The organism is Tepidimonas fonticaldi, from assembly GCF_001675355.1.
In the GTDB taxonomy this organism is placed as follows: Bacteria; Pseudomonadota; Gammaproteobacteria; order Burkholderiales; family Burkholderiaceae_C; genus Tepidimonas; species Tepidimonas fonticaldi.
The window spans coordinates 1-15,558 of sequence record NZ_LZDH01000056.1 but is presented as its reverse complement, the minus strand read 5'-3'; the positions used below and the strand labels follow the sequence as shown (position 1 = coordinate 15,558).

Annotated in this window: 16 protein-coding genes; 7 read left to right on the top strand and 9 right to left on the bottom strand. The window is 70.3% G+C overall.

The features are described 5' to 3' along the window. Positions 1-53 precede the first annotated feature (53 nt). From ubiE to A9O67_RS05825, 5 genes are all read right to left on the bottom strand, one after another. Positions 54-785, bottom strand: coding sequence for a bifunctional demethylmenaquinone methyltransferase/2-methoxy-6-polyprenyl-1,4-benzoquinol methylase UbiE (gene ubiE, locus A9O67_RS05845; RefSeq protein ID WP_068608372.1), 732 nt, complete (start codon positions 783-785; stop codon positions 54-56). Positions 786-826: 41 nt separating this feature from the next. Then, the gene (locus A9O67_RS05840; protein ID WP_068608370.1) at positions 827-1,234 is read right to left on the bottom strand and encodes a gamma-butyrobetaine hydroxylase-like domain-containing protein; all 408 of its coding nucleotides are present in this window, start codon (positions 1,232-1,234) and stop codon (positions 827-829) included. Beyond that, on the bottom strand, positions 1,231-1,695 hold the full coding sequence (locus tag A9O67_RS05835) for an HIT family protein (protein ID WP_068608368.1): 465 nt from the start codon (positions 1,693-1,695) through the stop codon (positions 1,231-1,233). The genes A9O67_RS05840 and A9O67_RS05835 overlap by 4 nt, the downstream gene beginning before the upstream one ends. Further along, entirely contained in the window at positions 1,692-5,600 is a 3,909-nt protein-coding gene (locus A9O67_RS05830) for a DUF3683 domain-containing protein (RefSeq protein WP_068608366.1), read from the bottom strand. Before A9O67_RS05830 ends, A9O67_RS05835 begins: the two co-directional genes overlap by 4 nt. Before the next feature lie 136 nt (positions 5,601-5,736). Then, a complete protein-coding gene (locus A9O67_RS05825; protein WP_068609780.1) occupies positions 5,737-6,015 on the bottom strand; it encodes a hypothetical protein in 279 nt (92 codons plus the stop codon). 28 nt (positions 6,016-6,043) lie between these two features. Between A9O67_RS05825 and hemA the strand changes: the two genes are divergently transcribed. From hemA to A9O67_RS05800, 5 genes are all read left to right on the top strand, one after another. Then, positions 6,044-7,366: a glutamyl-tRNA reductase gene (hemA, locus tag A9O67_RS05820; protein ID WP_068608365.1), complete on the top strand. Its 1,323-nt coding sequence runs from the start codon at positions 6,044-6,046 to the stop codon at positions 7,364-7,366. After that, positions 7,363-8,475: a peptide chain release factor 1 gene (gene prfA, locus A9O67_RS05815; protein ID WP_068608363.1), complete on the top strand. Its 1,113-nt coding sequence runs from the start codon at positions 7,363-7,365 to the stop codon at positions 8,473-8,475. The genes hemA and prfA overlap by 4 nt, the downstream gene beginning before the upstream one ends. Positions 8,476-8,489: 14 nt before the next feature. Then, a complete protein-coding gene (prmC, locus tag A9O67_RS05810; protein WP_068608361.1) occupies positions 8,490-9,413 on the top strand; it encodes a peptide chain release factor N(5)-glutamine methyltransferase in 924 nt (307 codons plus the stop codon). Between the two features lie 95 nt (positions 9,414-9,508). Further along, positions 9,509-9,835 carry a Grx4 family monothiol glutaredoxin gene (gene grxD, locus A9O67_RS05805; protein ID WP_068608359.1) on the top strand — a complete coding sequence of 109 codons (327 nt, stop codon included), beginning with the start codon at positions 9,509-9,511 and terminating at the stop codon, positions 9,833-9,835. 105 nt (positions 9,836-9,940) lie between these two features. Then, positions 9,941-10,945: an AAA family ATPase gene (locus A9O67_RS05800; RefSeq protein WP_068608358.1), complete on the top strand. Its 1,005-nt coding sequence runs from the start codon at positions 9,941-9,943 to the stop codon at positions 10,943-10,945. Positions 10,946-10,964: 19 nt separating this feature from the next. Here A9O67_RS05800 and A9O67_RS05795 read toward each other — a convergent pair whose 3' ends face one another. The 4 genes from A9O67_RS05795 to A9O67_RS05780 all read right to left on the bottom strand — a co-directional run bounded on the left by A9O67_RS05795 (position 10,965) and on the right by A9O67_RS05780 (position 14,488). Further along, entirely contained in the window at positions 10,965-11,585 is a 621-nt protein-coding gene (locus A9O67_RS05795; protein ID WP_068608356.1) for an exopolysaccharide biosynthesis protein, read from the bottom strand. Beyond that, positions 11,575-11,994, bottom strand: coding sequence for a DUF4349 domain-containing protein (locus A9O67_RS05790; RefSeq protein WP_068608353.1), 420 nt, complete (start codon positions 11,992-11,994; stop codon positions 11,575-11,577). The genes A9O67_RS05795 and A9O67_RS05790 overlap by 11 nt, the downstream gene beginning before the upstream one ends. Before the next feature lie 101 nt (positions 11,995-12,095). Then, the gene (locus A9O67_RS05785; RefSeq protein ID WP_082955402.1) at positions 12,096-12,740 is read right to left on the bottom strand and encodes a lytic transglycosylase domain-containing protein; all 645 of its coding nucleotides are present in this window, start codon (positions 12,738-12,740) and stop codon (positions 12,096-12,098) included. Between the two features lie 2 nt (positions 12,741-12,742). After that, positions 12,743-14,488, bottom strand: coding sequence for a proline--tRNA ligase (locus A9O67_RS05780; protein ID WP_068608351.1), 1,746 nt, complete (start codon positions 14,486-14,488; stop codon positions 12,743-12,745). A gap of 62 nt (positions 14,489-14,550) precedes the next feature. Between A9O67_RS05780 and A9O67_RS05775 the strand changes: the two genes are divergently transcribed. Both A9O67_RS05775 and A9O67_RS05770 read left to right on the top strand, forming a co-directional pair. Then, positions 14,551-15,267: an RNA pyrophosphohydrolase gene (locus A9O67_RS05775; RefSeq protein ID WP_068608349.1), complete on the top strand. Its 717-nt coding sequence runs from the start codon at positions 14,551-14,553 to the stop codon at positions 15,265-15,267. 17 nt (positions 15,268-15,284) lie between these two features. Continuing rightward, positions 15,285-15,558: CNP1-like family protein (locus A9O67_RS05770; protein WP_331711356.1), on the top strand; the 274-nt coding region annotated here is incomplete at its 3' end.

The following is a 15,558-nucleotide window of genomic DNA, read 5'->3' as shown; positions in this document are numbered from 1 at the left end:
GATTTTCGTGTTCACGTCGATGTCTCCGTACAGCCCCGGCGCCGGGGCAGGTTTCAGGTCTTCAGTCCCACATGCAAGGCGACGACGCCACCGGTCAGGTTGTGCACGTCGACGTGGCCGAAGCCCGCTTCGCGCACCATGGCCCGCAGCGTCTCCTGATCGGGGTGCATGCGGATCGACTCGGCCAGATAGCGGTAGCTGGCCTCGTCGTTCGCCACCCAGCGCCCCAGTCGCGGCAGCACGTGGAAGCTGTACCAGTCGTAGGCTTTGCGCAGCGGGGGCGCGACCTTGGAGAACTCGAGCACCAGCAGCTTGCCGCCGACCTTGAGCACTCGATTCATTTCGCGCAGCGCAAGTTCCTTGTGCGTCATGTTGCGCAAGCCGAACGCCACGGTCACGAGGTCGAAATGCCCGTCCGGGAAGGGCAGCTGCTCCGCGTCGCACACCACCGTGGGTAACACGATGCCGTGGTCGAACAGCCGATCGCGGCCCTCGCGCAACATGGCGGCATTGATGTCGGTGTGCACGACCGTCCCGCCGGGCCGCACCCGCGGGGCGATCGCCAGCCCCAGATCGCCCGTGCCGCCCGCGATGTCCAGCACGCGCTGCCCGGGCTGCGGATTGGCCACCATGACCGCATAGGCCTTCCACCAGCGGTGCAGGCCGGCGGACATGAGGTCGTTCATCAAGTCGTAGCGCGGCGCCACCGAATCGAACACGGCGCGCACGCGCCGCGCCTTCTCGCGCTCGTCGACGGTCTCGAAGCCAAAATGCGTCTGCGTCATGGCGCCATGGTACGCCAAAGACGCTGGGGCGGCGGCACCGTTCAGTGGCGGCCACACCCGGCCGCGGCCGGGTCGGGCATTGGCGCGTCGCGGTCCACACCGGCTTCGGCCAGGCGGCGTTCGTAATCCACCCACAGCTCGGCCTGCCGGCTGCCCAGGAAGTACAGATACTCCCAGGTGTAGATGCCGCTGTCGTGCCCGTCGGAGAAGGTCGGCTGCACGGCATAGTGGCCCACCGGCTCCAGCGCGACGATCTCGACGTGGCGCTTGCCGGTCTGCAGCACCGCCTGACCGGGGCCGTGCCCTTGCACCTCGGCCGAGGGCGAATAGACGCGCATCAGCTCGAACGGGATGCGGAAGCGCGCACCGTCGTCGAAAGCGATCTCCAGCACGCGCGAGGCGCCGTGCACGGTCAGCTCGGTGGGGTGGGGATGGGGCGCAGAGGTCATCGCGGATTCTCCTGAACGGGGGTGATCGACAGCGCATCCAATGCCTGCACGACGGCGGCGTCGCAGGCCGGCAGCCGCTCGCGCAGCGCCGCGAGCCTCAGCGCGTCGTCACCGCGCTGCGCCGGCACCCACACCGGCGCCGGAAAGCGGCTGTCCCAGTCGAAGCGCGCGATCACGTGCCAGTGCAGGTGCGGCACCACGTTGCCGAGGCTGGCCAGGTTGACCTTGGTGGGCGCGAGCGTGGCGCGCAGCGCGCGCTCCACCGCCGTCACAAGCGTCATCGCGCGCGCCTGCCCGGCCGGCGGCAGGTCGCTCCACTCGGCCACGTGCGCCGCGGCGATGACGCGGTACCACGCCGGCGCGGCGGCCACCTCGGCGCCGAGCGCGCGCACCACGCGCCAGCCCTCGCCGCGCCACAGCAGCAGGCCGCCGTCGTCTCGGCACAGCGCGCAATCGGTCACACCAGCACCCGCTCGATGCCGCCGGCGTTGGCGCGCGCCACGTAATCGGGCAGCCAGTTTTCGCCCAGCATCTGGCGCGCAATCTCGACGACGATGTAGTCGGCCTCCAGCAAACCGTTGCTCAGGTCTTCGCCGTAGCGGCTCAGGCCCTGCAGACAGCTCGGGCAGGAGGTCAGGATCTTGGTGCGGCCCGGCGTGGCCTGTGCCCCGGTGCGCTGCGCCAATTCGGCCAGCTGGCGCTCGTTCTTGCGCAGCTCCTGCTCCTTGCGGAAGCGCACCTGGGTCGAGACGTCGGGCCGCGTCACCGCGAGCGTGCCGGACTCGCCGCAGCAGCGGTCGCTGGCCACCACCGTCTCGCCCACCAGCGCCTTGACGGTCTTGAGCGGCTCCTGCAACTTCATCGGGCTGTGGCAGGGGTCGTGGTAGAGGTAGGCCTCTTTGCCTTGGAGCTTGACGCCCTTTTCCAGCAGGTATTCGTGGATGTCGATGATGCGGCAGCCGGGGAAGATCTTGTCGAACTCGTAGCCCTGCAACTGGTCGTAGCAGGTGCCGCAGCTCACCACCACGGTCTTGATGTCGAGGTAATTGAGCGTGTTGGCCACGCGGTGGAACAGCACGCGGTTGTCGGTGATGATCTGCTCGGCCTTGTCGAACTGGCCGCTGCCGCGCTGCGGATAGCCGCAGCAGAGGTAGCCCGGCGGCAGCACGGTCTGCACGCCGACGTGCCACAGCATGGCCTGCGTGGCCAGGCCCACTTGGCTGAACAGCCGCTCCGAGCCGCAGCCGGGGAAGTAGAACACCGCCTCGGCGTCGGCGCTGGTGCGCTGCGGGTCGCGGATGATCGGCACATAGGCCTTGTCCTCGATGTCCAGCAGCGCGCGCGCGGTCTTCTTGGGCAGGTTGCCGGGCATCTTCTTGTTGATGAAGTGGATGACCTGCTCCTTGACCGGCGCCGCGCCGACGGTGGCCGGGGGCGCGCCGGTCTGCCGGCGTGCCAGCCCCTTGAGGGCGTCATGGGCCAGCCGCTGCGCCTTGTAGCCCACGTCCACCATGGCCGAGCGCATCAGCTTGATGGTCTCGGGGCGGGTGGCGTTGAGGAAGGCCATCGCCAGCGCATTGCCCGGGCGGAAGGATTTCTGCCCCATCTTGCGCAGCAGGTTGCGCATGGCCATCGACACGTCGCCGAAGTCGATCTTGACCGGGCAGGGGCTCTCGCACTTGTGGCAGACCGTGCAGTGGTCGGCCACGTCCTCGAACTCCTCCCAGTGCTGGATGGACACGCCGCGGCGCGTCTGCTCCTCGTACAGAAAGGCCTCGATCAGCAGGCTGGTGGCCAGGATTTTGTTGCGCGGGCTGTACAGCAGATTGGCGCGCGGCACATGGGTGGAGCACACCGGCTTGCACTTGCCGCAGCGCAGGCAGTCCTTGATGCTGTCGGCGATGGCGCCGATGTCGCTCTGCTGCATGATGAGCGACTCGTAGCCCATGAGGCCGAAGCTGGGGGTGTAGGCCTGGCTGAGGTCGGCGGCGTGCACGTCGGGGCCGAGCGCCGCGGCGTCGCGCAACAGCTTGCCGCGGTTGAAGCGCCCCTGCGGGTCCACGCGGCGCTTGTAGTCGGCAAAGGGGGCGATTTCGTCGTCGCTGAGGTACTCCAGCTTGGTGATGCCGATACCGTGCTCGCCCGAGATCACCCCGTCCAGGCTGCGCGCGAGGGCCATGATGCGGCCCACCGCCTCGTGCGCGGTCTGCAGCATCGCATAGTCGTCGCTGTTGACCGGGATGTTGGTGTGCACATTGCCGTCGCCGGCGTGCATGTGCAGCGCCACCCAGACCCGGCCTTTGAGCACGCGGCGATGGATGGCCTCGCACTCGGCCAGCAGCGGCGCGAACACGGCCCCGGTGAACAGGTCGCGCAGCGGCTGGCGGATCTGCGTCTTCCAGCTCGCGCGCCAGGTGTGGTCCTGCAACTGCTCGAAGACCGTGCGCCCGCCGTCGGCCGGCACCGTGTCCAGGCCGTCGCACCACGCCTGCCACTGGCTGCGCACATCCCGGATCAGGGCGAGCGCCTGCTCGGTGCGCTCGGCCAGCCACTCGGGGCTCGGCGCATCGTTGGGGTCTTCGGCCTTGCCCAGCGGCAGCGACCCCCGGGCGAAAAAGGCCTCCAGCTCGTCGCACAGGCGGATCTTGTTGCGCAGGCTCAGCTCGATGTTGATGCGCTCGATGCCCAGCGTGTACTCGCCCATGCGCTCCAGCGGGATCACGACGTCTTCGTTGATCTTGAAGGCGTTGGTGTGCCGGCTGATCGCCGCGGTGCGCTTGCGGTCGGCCCAGAATTTTTTGCGCGCCTCGGGGCTGACCGCGGTGAAGCCCTCGCCCGCACGGGCGTTGGCCAGCCGCACCACTTCGCTGGCGGCGCGGGCCACGGCGTCCGGGTCGTCGCCCACGATGTCGCCGATCAGCACCATCTTGGGCAGGGTGCCGCGCTTGCTCTTGGTGGTGTAGCCCACCGCCTTCAGGTAACGGTCGTCCAGGTGCTCCAGCCCCGCCAGCAGCGTGCCCGTGCGCTTTTGCTCGGCGAACATGAAGTCCTTGATCTCGACGATCGAGGGCACGGCGTCCTTGGGGTTGCCGAAGAACTCCAGACACACCGTGCGCGTGTGCGCCGGCATGCGGTGCACCACCCAGCGCGCGCTGGTGATGATGCCGTCGCAGCCCTCCTTCTGCACGCCGGGCAGGCCGCTCAAAAATTTGTCGGTGACGTCCTTGCCCAGACCGGCCTTGCGGAAGCGCGCGCCGGGGATGTCCAGCCGCTCGGTGCGCAGGGGCGTCTTGCCGTCGGCGGCAAAGTAGCGCAGCTCGAAGCTGGCCACCTCGGCGTCGTGGATCTTGCCCAGGTTGTGGCCGATGCGGTGCACCTCCAGCCACTCGGCATCCGGGGTGACCATGCGCCAGCTCGCCAGGTTGTCCAGCGCCGTGCCCCACAGCACCGCCTTCTTGCCCCCGGCGTTCATCGCGATGTTGCCGCCGATGCACGAGGCCTCGGCCGAGGTCGGATCCACCGCGAAGACGAAGCCGGCCCGCTCGGCGGCGTCGGCCACGCGCTGGGTGACGACGCCGGCCTCGGTCCAGATGGTCGGCACGGGCTGGTCCAGGCCGGGCAGGCGCACATGCTCGACCTCGGTCATCGACTCCAGCTTCTCGGTGTTGATGACCGCGCTCTTCCACGTCAGGGGCACCGCACCGCCGGTGTAGCCCGTCCCGCCGCCGCGCGGGACGATGGTCAGGCCCAACTCGATGCAGCCCTGGACCAGTCCGGCCATCTCGGCCTCGGTGTCGGGGGTCAGGACGACGAAGGGGTATTCCACGCGCCAGTCGGTCGCGTCGGTGACGTGGCTGACGCGGCTGAGGCCGTCGAACTTGATGTTGTCTTTGTGGGTGTGGCGGCGCAGCACCTTGACGACGCGCTGGCGCAGGGCCGCCATGTCGTCGAACGCCTGGGCAAAGGCCTGCACCGCGCGCCGCGCATGGTCCAGCAGTTCGCCGACCAGGGCGTCGCGCTGCGCGTCCTCTTGCGGGCGGCGGCGCTTCTCGATCTCGCCCAGCCGGTGGTGGAGGGCCTCGATCAGCGCGGCGCGGCGCTTGGGGTTGGCCAGCAGATCGTCCTGCAGGTAGGGGTTGCGCTGCACCACCCAGATGTCGCCCAACACCTCGTACAGCATGCGGGCGGAGCGGCCGGTGGCGCGCTCGCGGCGCAATTGCTCCAGCAGCGCCCAGGCGCGCGCGCCCAGCAGCCGCAGGACGATCTCCCGGTCCGAAAACGAGGTGTAGTTGTACGGAATCTCGCGCAGGCGCGGGGCGTCGGGCTCGGCGTCGAGCAGGGCGTGAAGGGGCGTCGGAGCGTTCATGGGCGGTAGCGGCTGGCGGACCGCGCGCCGGCGGGGCCCGCTGGGGAGGCGCGGCGGCCGACACGGGGACCGGATGTTACCGCAGCGCACCCCGGCACCACTGGCATCAGGGTCGGCGCCCCGATACCCGTGGGGGTCATCGGCGTCCGGCCCCGTCCCGCCAGGCCGCGACCGTGCCCATCACGCCCACCAGCGCGGCGTAGGTGGCCATGCGGCCGTCCCGGCCGGTCAGCACCAGGCCCGCGATCAGCACGGCCGAGCCCCACACCCCCAGCCATGCCCCATGCGCCAGCCCGGCGCGCCAGCGCGGGCGCGCGCCCCCCCGCCAGGCCAGCGCCGGCGCCAGCAGCGCCGCCAGGCCCCAGGCCGGCGCCACGAGGTTGAGCAAATGGAGAAGCAGGGCCAAGGCATCCACGGAGCCCAAAATTTTATAATCCGCAACCATGGCAGTCTGGGCGCTCGGCATCAACCACCAAACGGCCCCGCTCGATGTGCGGGGGCGGTTTGCCTTCGCCCTCGACCAGGTGCCCGAGGCGCTGCGGCGGTTTCGCGCGTCGGTGGCGCGCCAGCCCGAAGCCGCCCTGCTGTCCACCTGCAACCGCACCGAGCTGTACTGCGCCGCCGACGAGCCGCTGATCGAGCCCGCCGCGCACTGGCTGGCCGAGGCCGCGGGCGTGCCCCCCGAGACGCTGATGCAGCACGCCTATGTGCTGCGCGAGGATGCGGCGGCACGCCACGCCTTTCGCGTCGCCAGCGGGCTGGACAGCATGGTGCTGGGCGAGGCCCAGATCCTGGGTCAGCTGAAGGACGCGGTGCGCGTCGCGGACGAGGCCGGCGCACTCGGCACCACGCTGCACCAGTTGTTCCAGCGCTCGTTCGCGGTCGCCAAACAGGTGCGCAGCAGCACCGAGATCGGCGCCCACTCCATCAGCATGGCGGCCGCGGCAGTGCGGCTGGCCGGGCAGTTGTTCGAGGACCTGCGCGACATCCGCATCCTGTTCGTCGGCGCGGGCGAGATGATCGAGCTGGCCGCCACCCACTTCGCGGCGCGCCAGCCGCGCGCGATGGTCATCGCCAACCGCACGCTGGAGCGCGGCGAAAAGCTGGCCGCCCGGTTCGGGGCCGAGGTGATGCGCCTGTCCGACCTGCCAGCGCGGTTGCACGAGTTCGACGCCGTGGTGAGCTGCACCGCCAGCACCCTGCCGCTGATCGGGCTGGGCATGGTGGAAAGCGCGCTCAAGCGCCGCCGCCACCGCCCCATGTTCATGGTCGATCTGGCCGTCCCGCGGGACATCGAGGCCGAGGTCAAGGCCCTCGACGATGTGTACCTGTACACCGTGGACGACCTGGCCGCGGTCGTGCAGACCGGCAAAGACCAGCGCCAAGCCGCCGTCGCCCAGGCCGAGGCCATCATCGACGCCGGCGTGCAGAGCTTCATGCACTGGCTGCGTCAGCGCGATCCGAACGCGGGCGTGGTCGCGCTGATCCGCGATCTGCAGGCGCAGACCGACGCCTGGCGCACGGCCGAAATCGCCCGCGCGCGGCGCCTGCTGGCCCGTGGCGAGGATGTGGACACCGTGCTGGAGGCGCTCTCGCGCGGACTGACGCAAAAAATGCTGCACGGTGCGCTGGCCGAGCTGCACAGCGGGGACGAAGCGAGCCGCCGCCACACGGCCGAGGTGGTGTCGCGCCTATTCCTGCGCGGACGGCTGGAGGCACCGTCCGCACGCTCCGGTACCGCGGACGGGCCCGCCCCACGCCCATGAAACCCTTCGTTCGCGAGACGCTCGAGCGCCTGCGCCTGCGCCTGCACGAGCTGGACGCCCAACTGGCGGCGCCGGACGCGACCACCGACCTGGAACGCTTTCGCGCCCTGACGCGCGAGCACGCCGAGACCGATGCCATCGTCCAGCCCTATCGGCGCTACCTGCAGCGCGAGGCCGATCGGGACAGCGCCCGGCAGCTGGCGGCCGAGGCCCAGCTCAGCGGCGACACGGCCCTGGCCGCGCTGGCCGCGGACGAGGAAGCCGCGGCGCAGACCGAGCTCGACACCCTGGCCGCGCAACTGCAGACCCTGCTGCTGCCGCGCGACCCCGACGACGAGCGCAATGCCTTCGTCGAAATCCGCGCCGGCACCGGCGGCGAGGAGGCCGCACTGTTTGCCGCCGAACTCGCGCGCATGTACGTCCGCGACGCCGAGCGGCAGGGCTGGCGCGCCGAGGTCATCAGCGAATCCCCGAGCGAGCTCGGCGGCAGCAAGGAGGTCGTGCTGCGCATCATCGGCCGGGGCGCGTATGGGCGGCTGCGCTTCGAGTCCGGCGGGCACCGCGTTCAGCGGGTGCCGGTCACCGAGTCGCAGGGGCGCATTCACACCAGCGCCTGCACCGTGGCCGTGCTGCCCGAGCCGGACGAAGCGCAGACGGTCCAGATCAACCCCGCCGACTTGCGCATCGACACCTTCCGCGCCAGCGGTGCCGGCGGCCAGCACGTCAACAAGACCGACTCGGCCGTGCGCATCACCCACCTGCCCACGGGCCTGGTGGCCGAATGCCAGGACGACCGCAGCCAGCACCGCAACAAGGCCCGTGCGCTGCAGGTGCTGCTGGCGCGCCTGCAGGAGCGCGAACGCCGCGAGCGCGAGGCCCGCGAGGCCGCCGCGCGCAAGGGCCTGATCGGCAGCGGCGACCGCAGCGACCGCATCCGCACCTACAACTTTCCCCAGGGCCGGGTCACGGATCACCGCATCAACCTGACCCTGTACAAGCTGCCCGCCGTGCTCGAGGGGGATCTGGACGATCTGATCCACGGGCTGCAGCTGGCGCACGGCGCGGAGCTGATGGCCGAGCTGGAAGCGCGGGCCACCGGCGCCGCCTGACCCACCGACCGGACATGGATGCGCCCCCCCACCCCCCACCGGCCTGCGGTGCGGATGCGCCGTCCACCCTGCGCGACGCGCTGCGGGCGGCCCAGGCGCGGGGCATGGACCGGTTGGACGCCCAGTGGCTGCTCCTGCATGCGCTGGGGCGACCGCTGGCGGACCGGGCCTGGCTGCTGGCCCACGACGACACCCCGTTGGCGCCCGAGGCCGCCGCGCGCTACGCGGCCCTGTGCCAGCGCAGAATCGACGGGGAGCCCCTGGCGTACCTGACCGGCGAGCGCGGCTTCTATGGCCTGACCTTGCGGGTGGACGCACGCGTGCTGGACCCCCGCCCCGACACCGAAACCCTGGTGGACTGGGCGCTGGCGGTGCTGCCCGCACACGCGGGCGTGCGGGTGGTGGACCTGGGCACCGGCAGCGGTGCCATCGCGCTGGCCCTCCAGCACGCCCGGCCGGACGCAGCCGTCTGGGGCCTGGACCAGAGCGCCGACGCCCTGACCGTGGCCGCGGCCAACGGGCGGCGGCTGGGGCTGCCGGTGCGCTGGGTGCAGGGACGCTGGTGGTCGGACTGGCGGCCCTGGCCGGGGGGGGCCGATGACGCCGGCATGGCCGATGCCCCCCCGTGGCCGGCGCGCTTCGACCTGATCGTTGCCAACCCGCCCTACCTGCGGGCCGACGACCCGCACCTGGACGCGTTGCGGCACGAGCCCATCGGCGCCTTGGTCGGGGGGGCGGATGGGCTGGACGACCTGCGTGCCATCGTCGCTGGGGCCCCTGCGCGGCTGGAACCCGGCGGCTGGCTGCTGCTGGAGCATGGCTGGGACCAGGCCGAGGCGGTTGCCGCCTTGCTGCAACAGGGGGGTTGGCGGGACATCGATCACCGGCGCGACCTGGGCGGCCACCGCCGCTGCACCGGCGGCCGCTGGCCGGGGTGATACCGCCCCCGGTGGGGGCATGGGCGACCGGGCACCCGTCAGGTCGAGGGACTGGCGATAATCCAGGGTTTCCATCACCTCATTCGCAGGGACCCATGAGCGACGTACAGCAGCGCATCGACCAACTGGTCAAATCCCACGACCTCGTGCTGTTCATGAAGGGCACGGCGAGCTTTCCGATGTGCGGCTTTTCCGGCCGCGCGGTGCAAATCCTGAAGGCCTGCGGGGTCGATCCCAAGCGCCTGGTCACGGTCAATGTGCTGGAGGACCCCGAAATCCGCCAAGGCATCAAGGAATACAGCAACTGGCCGACCATCCCGCAGCTTTACGTGCGCGGGGAGTTCGTCGGCGGCTCGGACATCATGATGGAGATGTACGAGTCCGGCGAGCTGCAACAGCTCCTCGGGGCATCAACCTCATAAGGTCGCGCCGGCGGCGCGGATGCGCCATCCGGGATTGCCCGGGTTGGGCCGTTGGCACGGTCCATGCTTCAATGACCGCAGGATTGGTCGTCGAAGGAGAGTGCCATGGAAGCCAGCCCCGTCCCCACCATCCCCGCCACCCGCGGCCTGCCGATCGCGCGGGTGCGCGACGTCTTCAGCCCCGAGGAGGTCGAGCAGCGCCTGCGGCGCCTGAAGGCCCAGGGCAACGATCGCGAACAGGCGGCGTTGTGCCAAACCTACGAGCGCATGCTGGAGCGCGGCCCGCAGCGCTTCGCGGTCAAGCCCTCCGGCGTGCCCGATCTGGAGCCGCTGTACGAACAGCTGCCCAATTTCAGCGCCGTGCTCGACGACGTGCGGCGCCACGTCGCACTGGCGCAGGAAAGCAGCGACAGCCTGGAGATCACCCCCTTGCTGCTGCTGGGGCCGCCGGGCGTTGGCAAAACCCACTTCGCCCAGCAGCTCGCCGATCTGCTGGCCACCACCATGACCCTGGTGCCCATGAGTTCGATGACCGCCGGCTGGCTGCTGTCGGGCTCGTCGTCGCAATGGAAAGGCGCCAAACCCGGCAAGGTGTTCGAGGCCCTGGTGGAAGGCAATTACGCCAACCCGGTGCTGGTGGTGGACGAAATCGACAAAGCCAGCGACGCGCAGTACGACCCCCTGGGCGCCCTCTACGGCCTGCTGGAGCCGCAGACGGCGCAGCGCTTCGTGGACGAGTTCGCCGAGGTGCCCATCGATGCCAGCCAGGTCATCTGGATCACCACCGCGAATGACGAGCGGACCATTCCGGACCCCATCCTCAACCGCATGAATGTGTTCGAGATCGCCCCGCCCACACGCGACGAGGCCCGCGGCATTGCGCGCCAGCTCTACCAGCGGCTGCGCGCCGCGCACGACTGGGGCCGGCTGTTCGACGAAGAGCCCGGCGACGATGTGCTGGACCAGCTCGCGGGGCTGGCCCCGCGCGAGATGCGGCGCGCCCTGATGACAGGCTTTGGCAACGCCCGGCTGGATCGACGCGACCACCTCAAGCCGACCGATCTGCCCGCCGCCCCCGGCGGACGGCCCCGAATCGGCTTTGTGCAGTGAGGGGGTGGGGTCGGCCCGCTCAGATCCAGCTACGCAACAGGTGCTCGACCACCTGCCACAGCGTGATCAGGTAGAGGATCGCCCCGGCCCCGAACGCCCCCGACACCAGCAGTGCCAGACCATCGCGGAACATCCAGCCCAGGCTGAGCGCGATCAGGCTCATGCTGGGCAGCACGTTGCCGAACGGCAACGGCAGAAAGATGATCCCCGCCATCAGGGCAATCCACAGGCCCCACCACAGCCGCAGGCGTGGATGCACCAAGGCGTGCCAGCGAGGCCGCAGCCAGCGGCCTGCGGTCTCGTAGGTCATGGCCAGCAGTTCCAGGCCGTGGGCCACCCAGCGTCCGCGCAGAGTGACCGCACCCACCCGACGCGGCAGCGCTACGGCGTCGCGCCCCGCCATCCAAGCCAACGCCAACATCCACAGGCCAAAGCTGAGCACCGTACCGGCGCCAGCCACTGGCAACACCGACAACAACGACATCACCATCAGCATCACGGCCCCGGAGCCGTGGCCATGCAGGTCCACCACTTCGCGCAGGCTCATGGACACCGCCACGGTGCCCGAGTCCGGGGCCTGAGGATCGATGCGCCGCTCGGCCGCAGCCTCCCGCAGCACACGCGCCAGCTCAACGGCCATGAAACCCCTTCAGCATCGCGGCCTTGCCGCCCCAGCCCCGATCGATGCGGCCGCTCAGCCAATGCAGGCCGATGGCCACGGCCAGCATGCCCACGCCGACCACGCCCCAGAGGATCCAGACCAGCGGCACCAGCCAGCCGGCCAGCGTGGCCAAGACAGGCAGCACCGTGGTCAGCCACGCCCAAGACTGGGCGACGGCCTCGCCCAACTGCTGCAGCCAGGCTGGATCGATCCACAGGGCCAGCCAGGCCGGCCATGCAAACCCCTGCATCGCCTGCTGGACGGCCGCCGCGTCCTGCCCGGACGACAGCAGACCAGCAGCCCAGCCCAGCACCTGAGTGCCGATGAACACCGCCACCGTCCACAACGACATCACCAAGGCAAACCCCACCCAGATCAGCCAACGCATCGGGAACTCCTCATGGCTTGGGCCCCGCCGAGGCCCGGTCATTCGCCTCGCGTAGGAGGCAAAAACACGCCCAAAGTTCGACTAGCAGGCCGCCCCGCGGCTCACGCCAGACGCCAGCGGCGCTCGGCGGCAAACACGGCGTTCGGATAGGCCGAGCGGCCACGGCTGCCGTTGTAGCGCCCCAGGGCCAAAAACAGGTCCCCGCGCTCGCGCTGCAGGTAGTGGCGCAGGATCACGCAACCGTAGCGCAGGTTGGTCTGCAGGTGGAACAGCTTGTCCGGATCCCCGTCGCCGATGACCCGGGTCCAGAACGGCATCACCTGCATGTAGCCCCGCGCCCCAGCGCGGGAGATGGCGTACTTGCGAAAGGCACTTTCGACTTCGATCAGCCCCAGCACCAGCGCCGTGTCCAGGCCGGCGCGTTTGCTCTCGTACCAGACGGTCTGCAAAAAATCGATGCGTGCCTGCGGCTCCGGCTTGCGGCGACGCAACTGCCAGCTCGCCCGGCTCAACCAGCGCAGGTAGGCCAGCCGCTCCTCGGCCGTCAAAAACGCCGGCTCCGGCGGGTCGAGCTGCTCGACGGCCGCCCGCAGCGCATGGCGCACGGCGTCCGACAGCGGCTCCTCGATCTGCGCCCCGGCCCAGGCCGGCCCGGCGACCGCGCAGGCCAGCGCTGGCGCCGCCCACCCTGCCAGGCGCCCCAGGCAGCGGCGCCGGTCCAGCGCAGGCCCGCGGGCCAGGTCCATGATCACCCCGTGATGCGCTCGCGCAACCACCCCACGATGTCGGCCAGCGGCACGGGCGTGGCCGCGGTGTCGCGCCGGTGCTGGTATTCGACCAGACCGTCCTTGAGCCCGCGCTCGCCAAGGGTGACGCGGTGCGGCACGCCGATCAGCTCCCAGTCGGCAAACATGGCCCCGGGCCGCTCGCCGCGGTCGTCCAGCATCACGTCCACGCCGAGCGCGGCCAGCTCGTCGTGCAGGCGCTCGGCGGCCTCGCGCACGGTGGGGCTGCGGTCCATGCCGATCGGGCAGATCACTACTGTGAACGGCGCGATCGCGTCCGGCCAGATGATGCCGCGCTCGTCGTGGTTCTGCTCGATGGCCGCCGCCGGCAGGCGCGTGATGCCAATGCCGTAGCAGCCCATCTCGAACGGCTTGGGCTTGCCATCCTCATCGAGGAAGGTGGCGTTCATCGCCCGGCTGTACTTGGTGCCGAGGTAGAACACGTGCCCGACCTCGATGCCGCGCTCGATCGCCAGCACCCCTTTGCCGTCCGGCGACGGGTCGCCGGCGACGACGTTGCGGATGTCGGCCACCAGATCCGGCTCCGGCAGGTCGCGCCCCCAGTTGACGCCGGTCAGGTGAAAATCGACCTCGTTGGCGCCGCAGATCCAGTCGGCCATCACCGCCACCTCGCGGTCGGCCACCACCGTCACGGCTTTGCGCGTGCCGACCGGCCCCAGGTAGCCGGGGCGGCAGCCGAAGTGCTCGACGATCTCGGCCTCGGTGGCGAAGCGGAATCCCAGCTCCAGCCCGGGCAGCTTGCCGACCTTGACCTCGTTCATGTCGTGGTCGCCGCGCAGCAGCAGCAGCCAGATCCGGGTGGCAACGATCTCGTCGCGCTCGTTGACCTCGTCGGTGGCCAGCACGATGGACTTGACGGTGCGCGCCAGCGGCACGCCGAGCAGCTCGGCCACCTGCGCGCAGGTGCTTTTGCCCGGCGTCGGGGTCTTGGCCATCGGCTGCGCGGGCGCCGGGCGCGGGCCCGCGGGCGGCAGCGCCTCGGCCTTTTCCAGGTTGGCGGCGTAGTCGCTGGTCGGGCAGTAGACGATGGCATCCTCGCCGGTGGCCGCGATCACCTGGAACTCCTCGCTCAGGTCGCCGCCGATGGCGCCGCTGTCGGCCGCCACCGCGCGGTAGCGCAGCCCGAAGCGGTCGAAGATGCGCCGGTACGCCTGCGCCATGATCTGGTAGCTGCGCTGCGCGCTCTCGGCATCGCGGTCGAAGCTGTAGGCGTCCTTCATGATGAACTCGCGCCCGCGCATCAGGCCAAAGCGCGGCCGGCGCTCGTCGCGGAACTTGGTCTGGATCTGGTAGAAGTTCTTCGGCAACTGCTTGTAGCTGCGCAGCTCCTGGCGGGCGATGTCGGTCACCACCTCTTCGCTGGTGGGCTGCACGACGAAGTCGCGCTCGTGCCGGTCGCGGATGCGCAGCAGCTCCGGCCCCATCTTGTCGAAGCGCCCGGTCTCCTGCCACAGCTCGGCGGGCTGGATGATGGGCATGGTCAGCTCCACCGCGCCGGCGCGGTTCATCTCCTCGCGCACGATGCGCTCCACCTTCTGGATGACGCGCAGCCCCATGGGCATGTAGGTGTAGATGCCGGCACCGAGCTTTTTGATCATGCCGGCGCGCATCATGAGCCGGTGGCTGACGACCTCGGCGTCGGCCGGGGCTTCCTTGAGGGTGGAGATGAAGAACTGGGAGGCTTTCATGGCGACACAAATCCCGACCTGCGATGCATAATCGAGACAGTTTTTGAAAATTGGGGTCGATTATGCTTGACAGAGACGGCTTCAGGCCCAATGTCGGCATCATCCTGCTCAACCAGAAGAACCAGGTGTTCTGGGGCAAGCGCATCCGCACCCACTCCTGGCAGTTCCCGCAAGGCGGCATCGACCGCGGCGAGACCCCGGAACAGGCGATGTACCGGGAGCTGCACGAGGAGATCGGTCTGCGCCCGGAACACGTGGCGATCATCGCCCGCACACGGGACTGGTTGCGCTACGAGGTGCCGGACCGCTACATCCGCCGCGACGCGCGCGGCCACTACAAGGGCCAAAAGCAGATCTGGTTTCTGCTGCGCTTGGTCAGCGGCGACTGGAACCTGAACCTGCGCGCCACGGATCACCCCGAATTCGACGCCTGGCGCTGGAACGACTACTGGGTGCCGCTCGATCTGGTGATCGAGTTCAAGCGCGACGTGTACCAGCGTGCGCTGGAGGAGCTGTCGCGCTACCTGCCGCCCCTGGACCACGCCGGCAGCGGCCGAGACAGCCGCAACCGCTATCTGCGCGGCAACAACCGGGGCCGCTCGCCCGCCCCCCCGAAAGCGCCCGGAGCGGGCCGGCGCCCCCGAGCGCTGCCGGCGCACCTGGCCATGCCCGCCCACCTGGAGCTGCCCCCAGGGGGCAGCTTCGACCCCCAGCCGGCCCCGCCCGATGCGGGCCCGCTGGCCGAAGGGGCCATGCCGCTCCGTCCCCCATCCCCCTGACCCGGAGCCCTGCGCGCGTGTCCCGCCCCGCCCCACCCCCCCCCTCCGCCCTCGCCCCCACCGGATACCGGGCGCGCCCGGCCGGCCGGCTACTGCTGGCTGCGCTGCTGCTAGGGGTTGCGGCCGCCGGGGCCCAGGCACAACTGCTGACCGACCCCAACCGCGAGTGGCGAGAGGCCGATGCGCCGCCGCCCCCGCCGCCGCGGCAGGACGGCTTGGTGCCGTTCGTGGTGTCGGTCAACAGCCCGTTGCGCTTTGGCGTGGACCCGGCCTCGGTGACGCTGGGCCCTG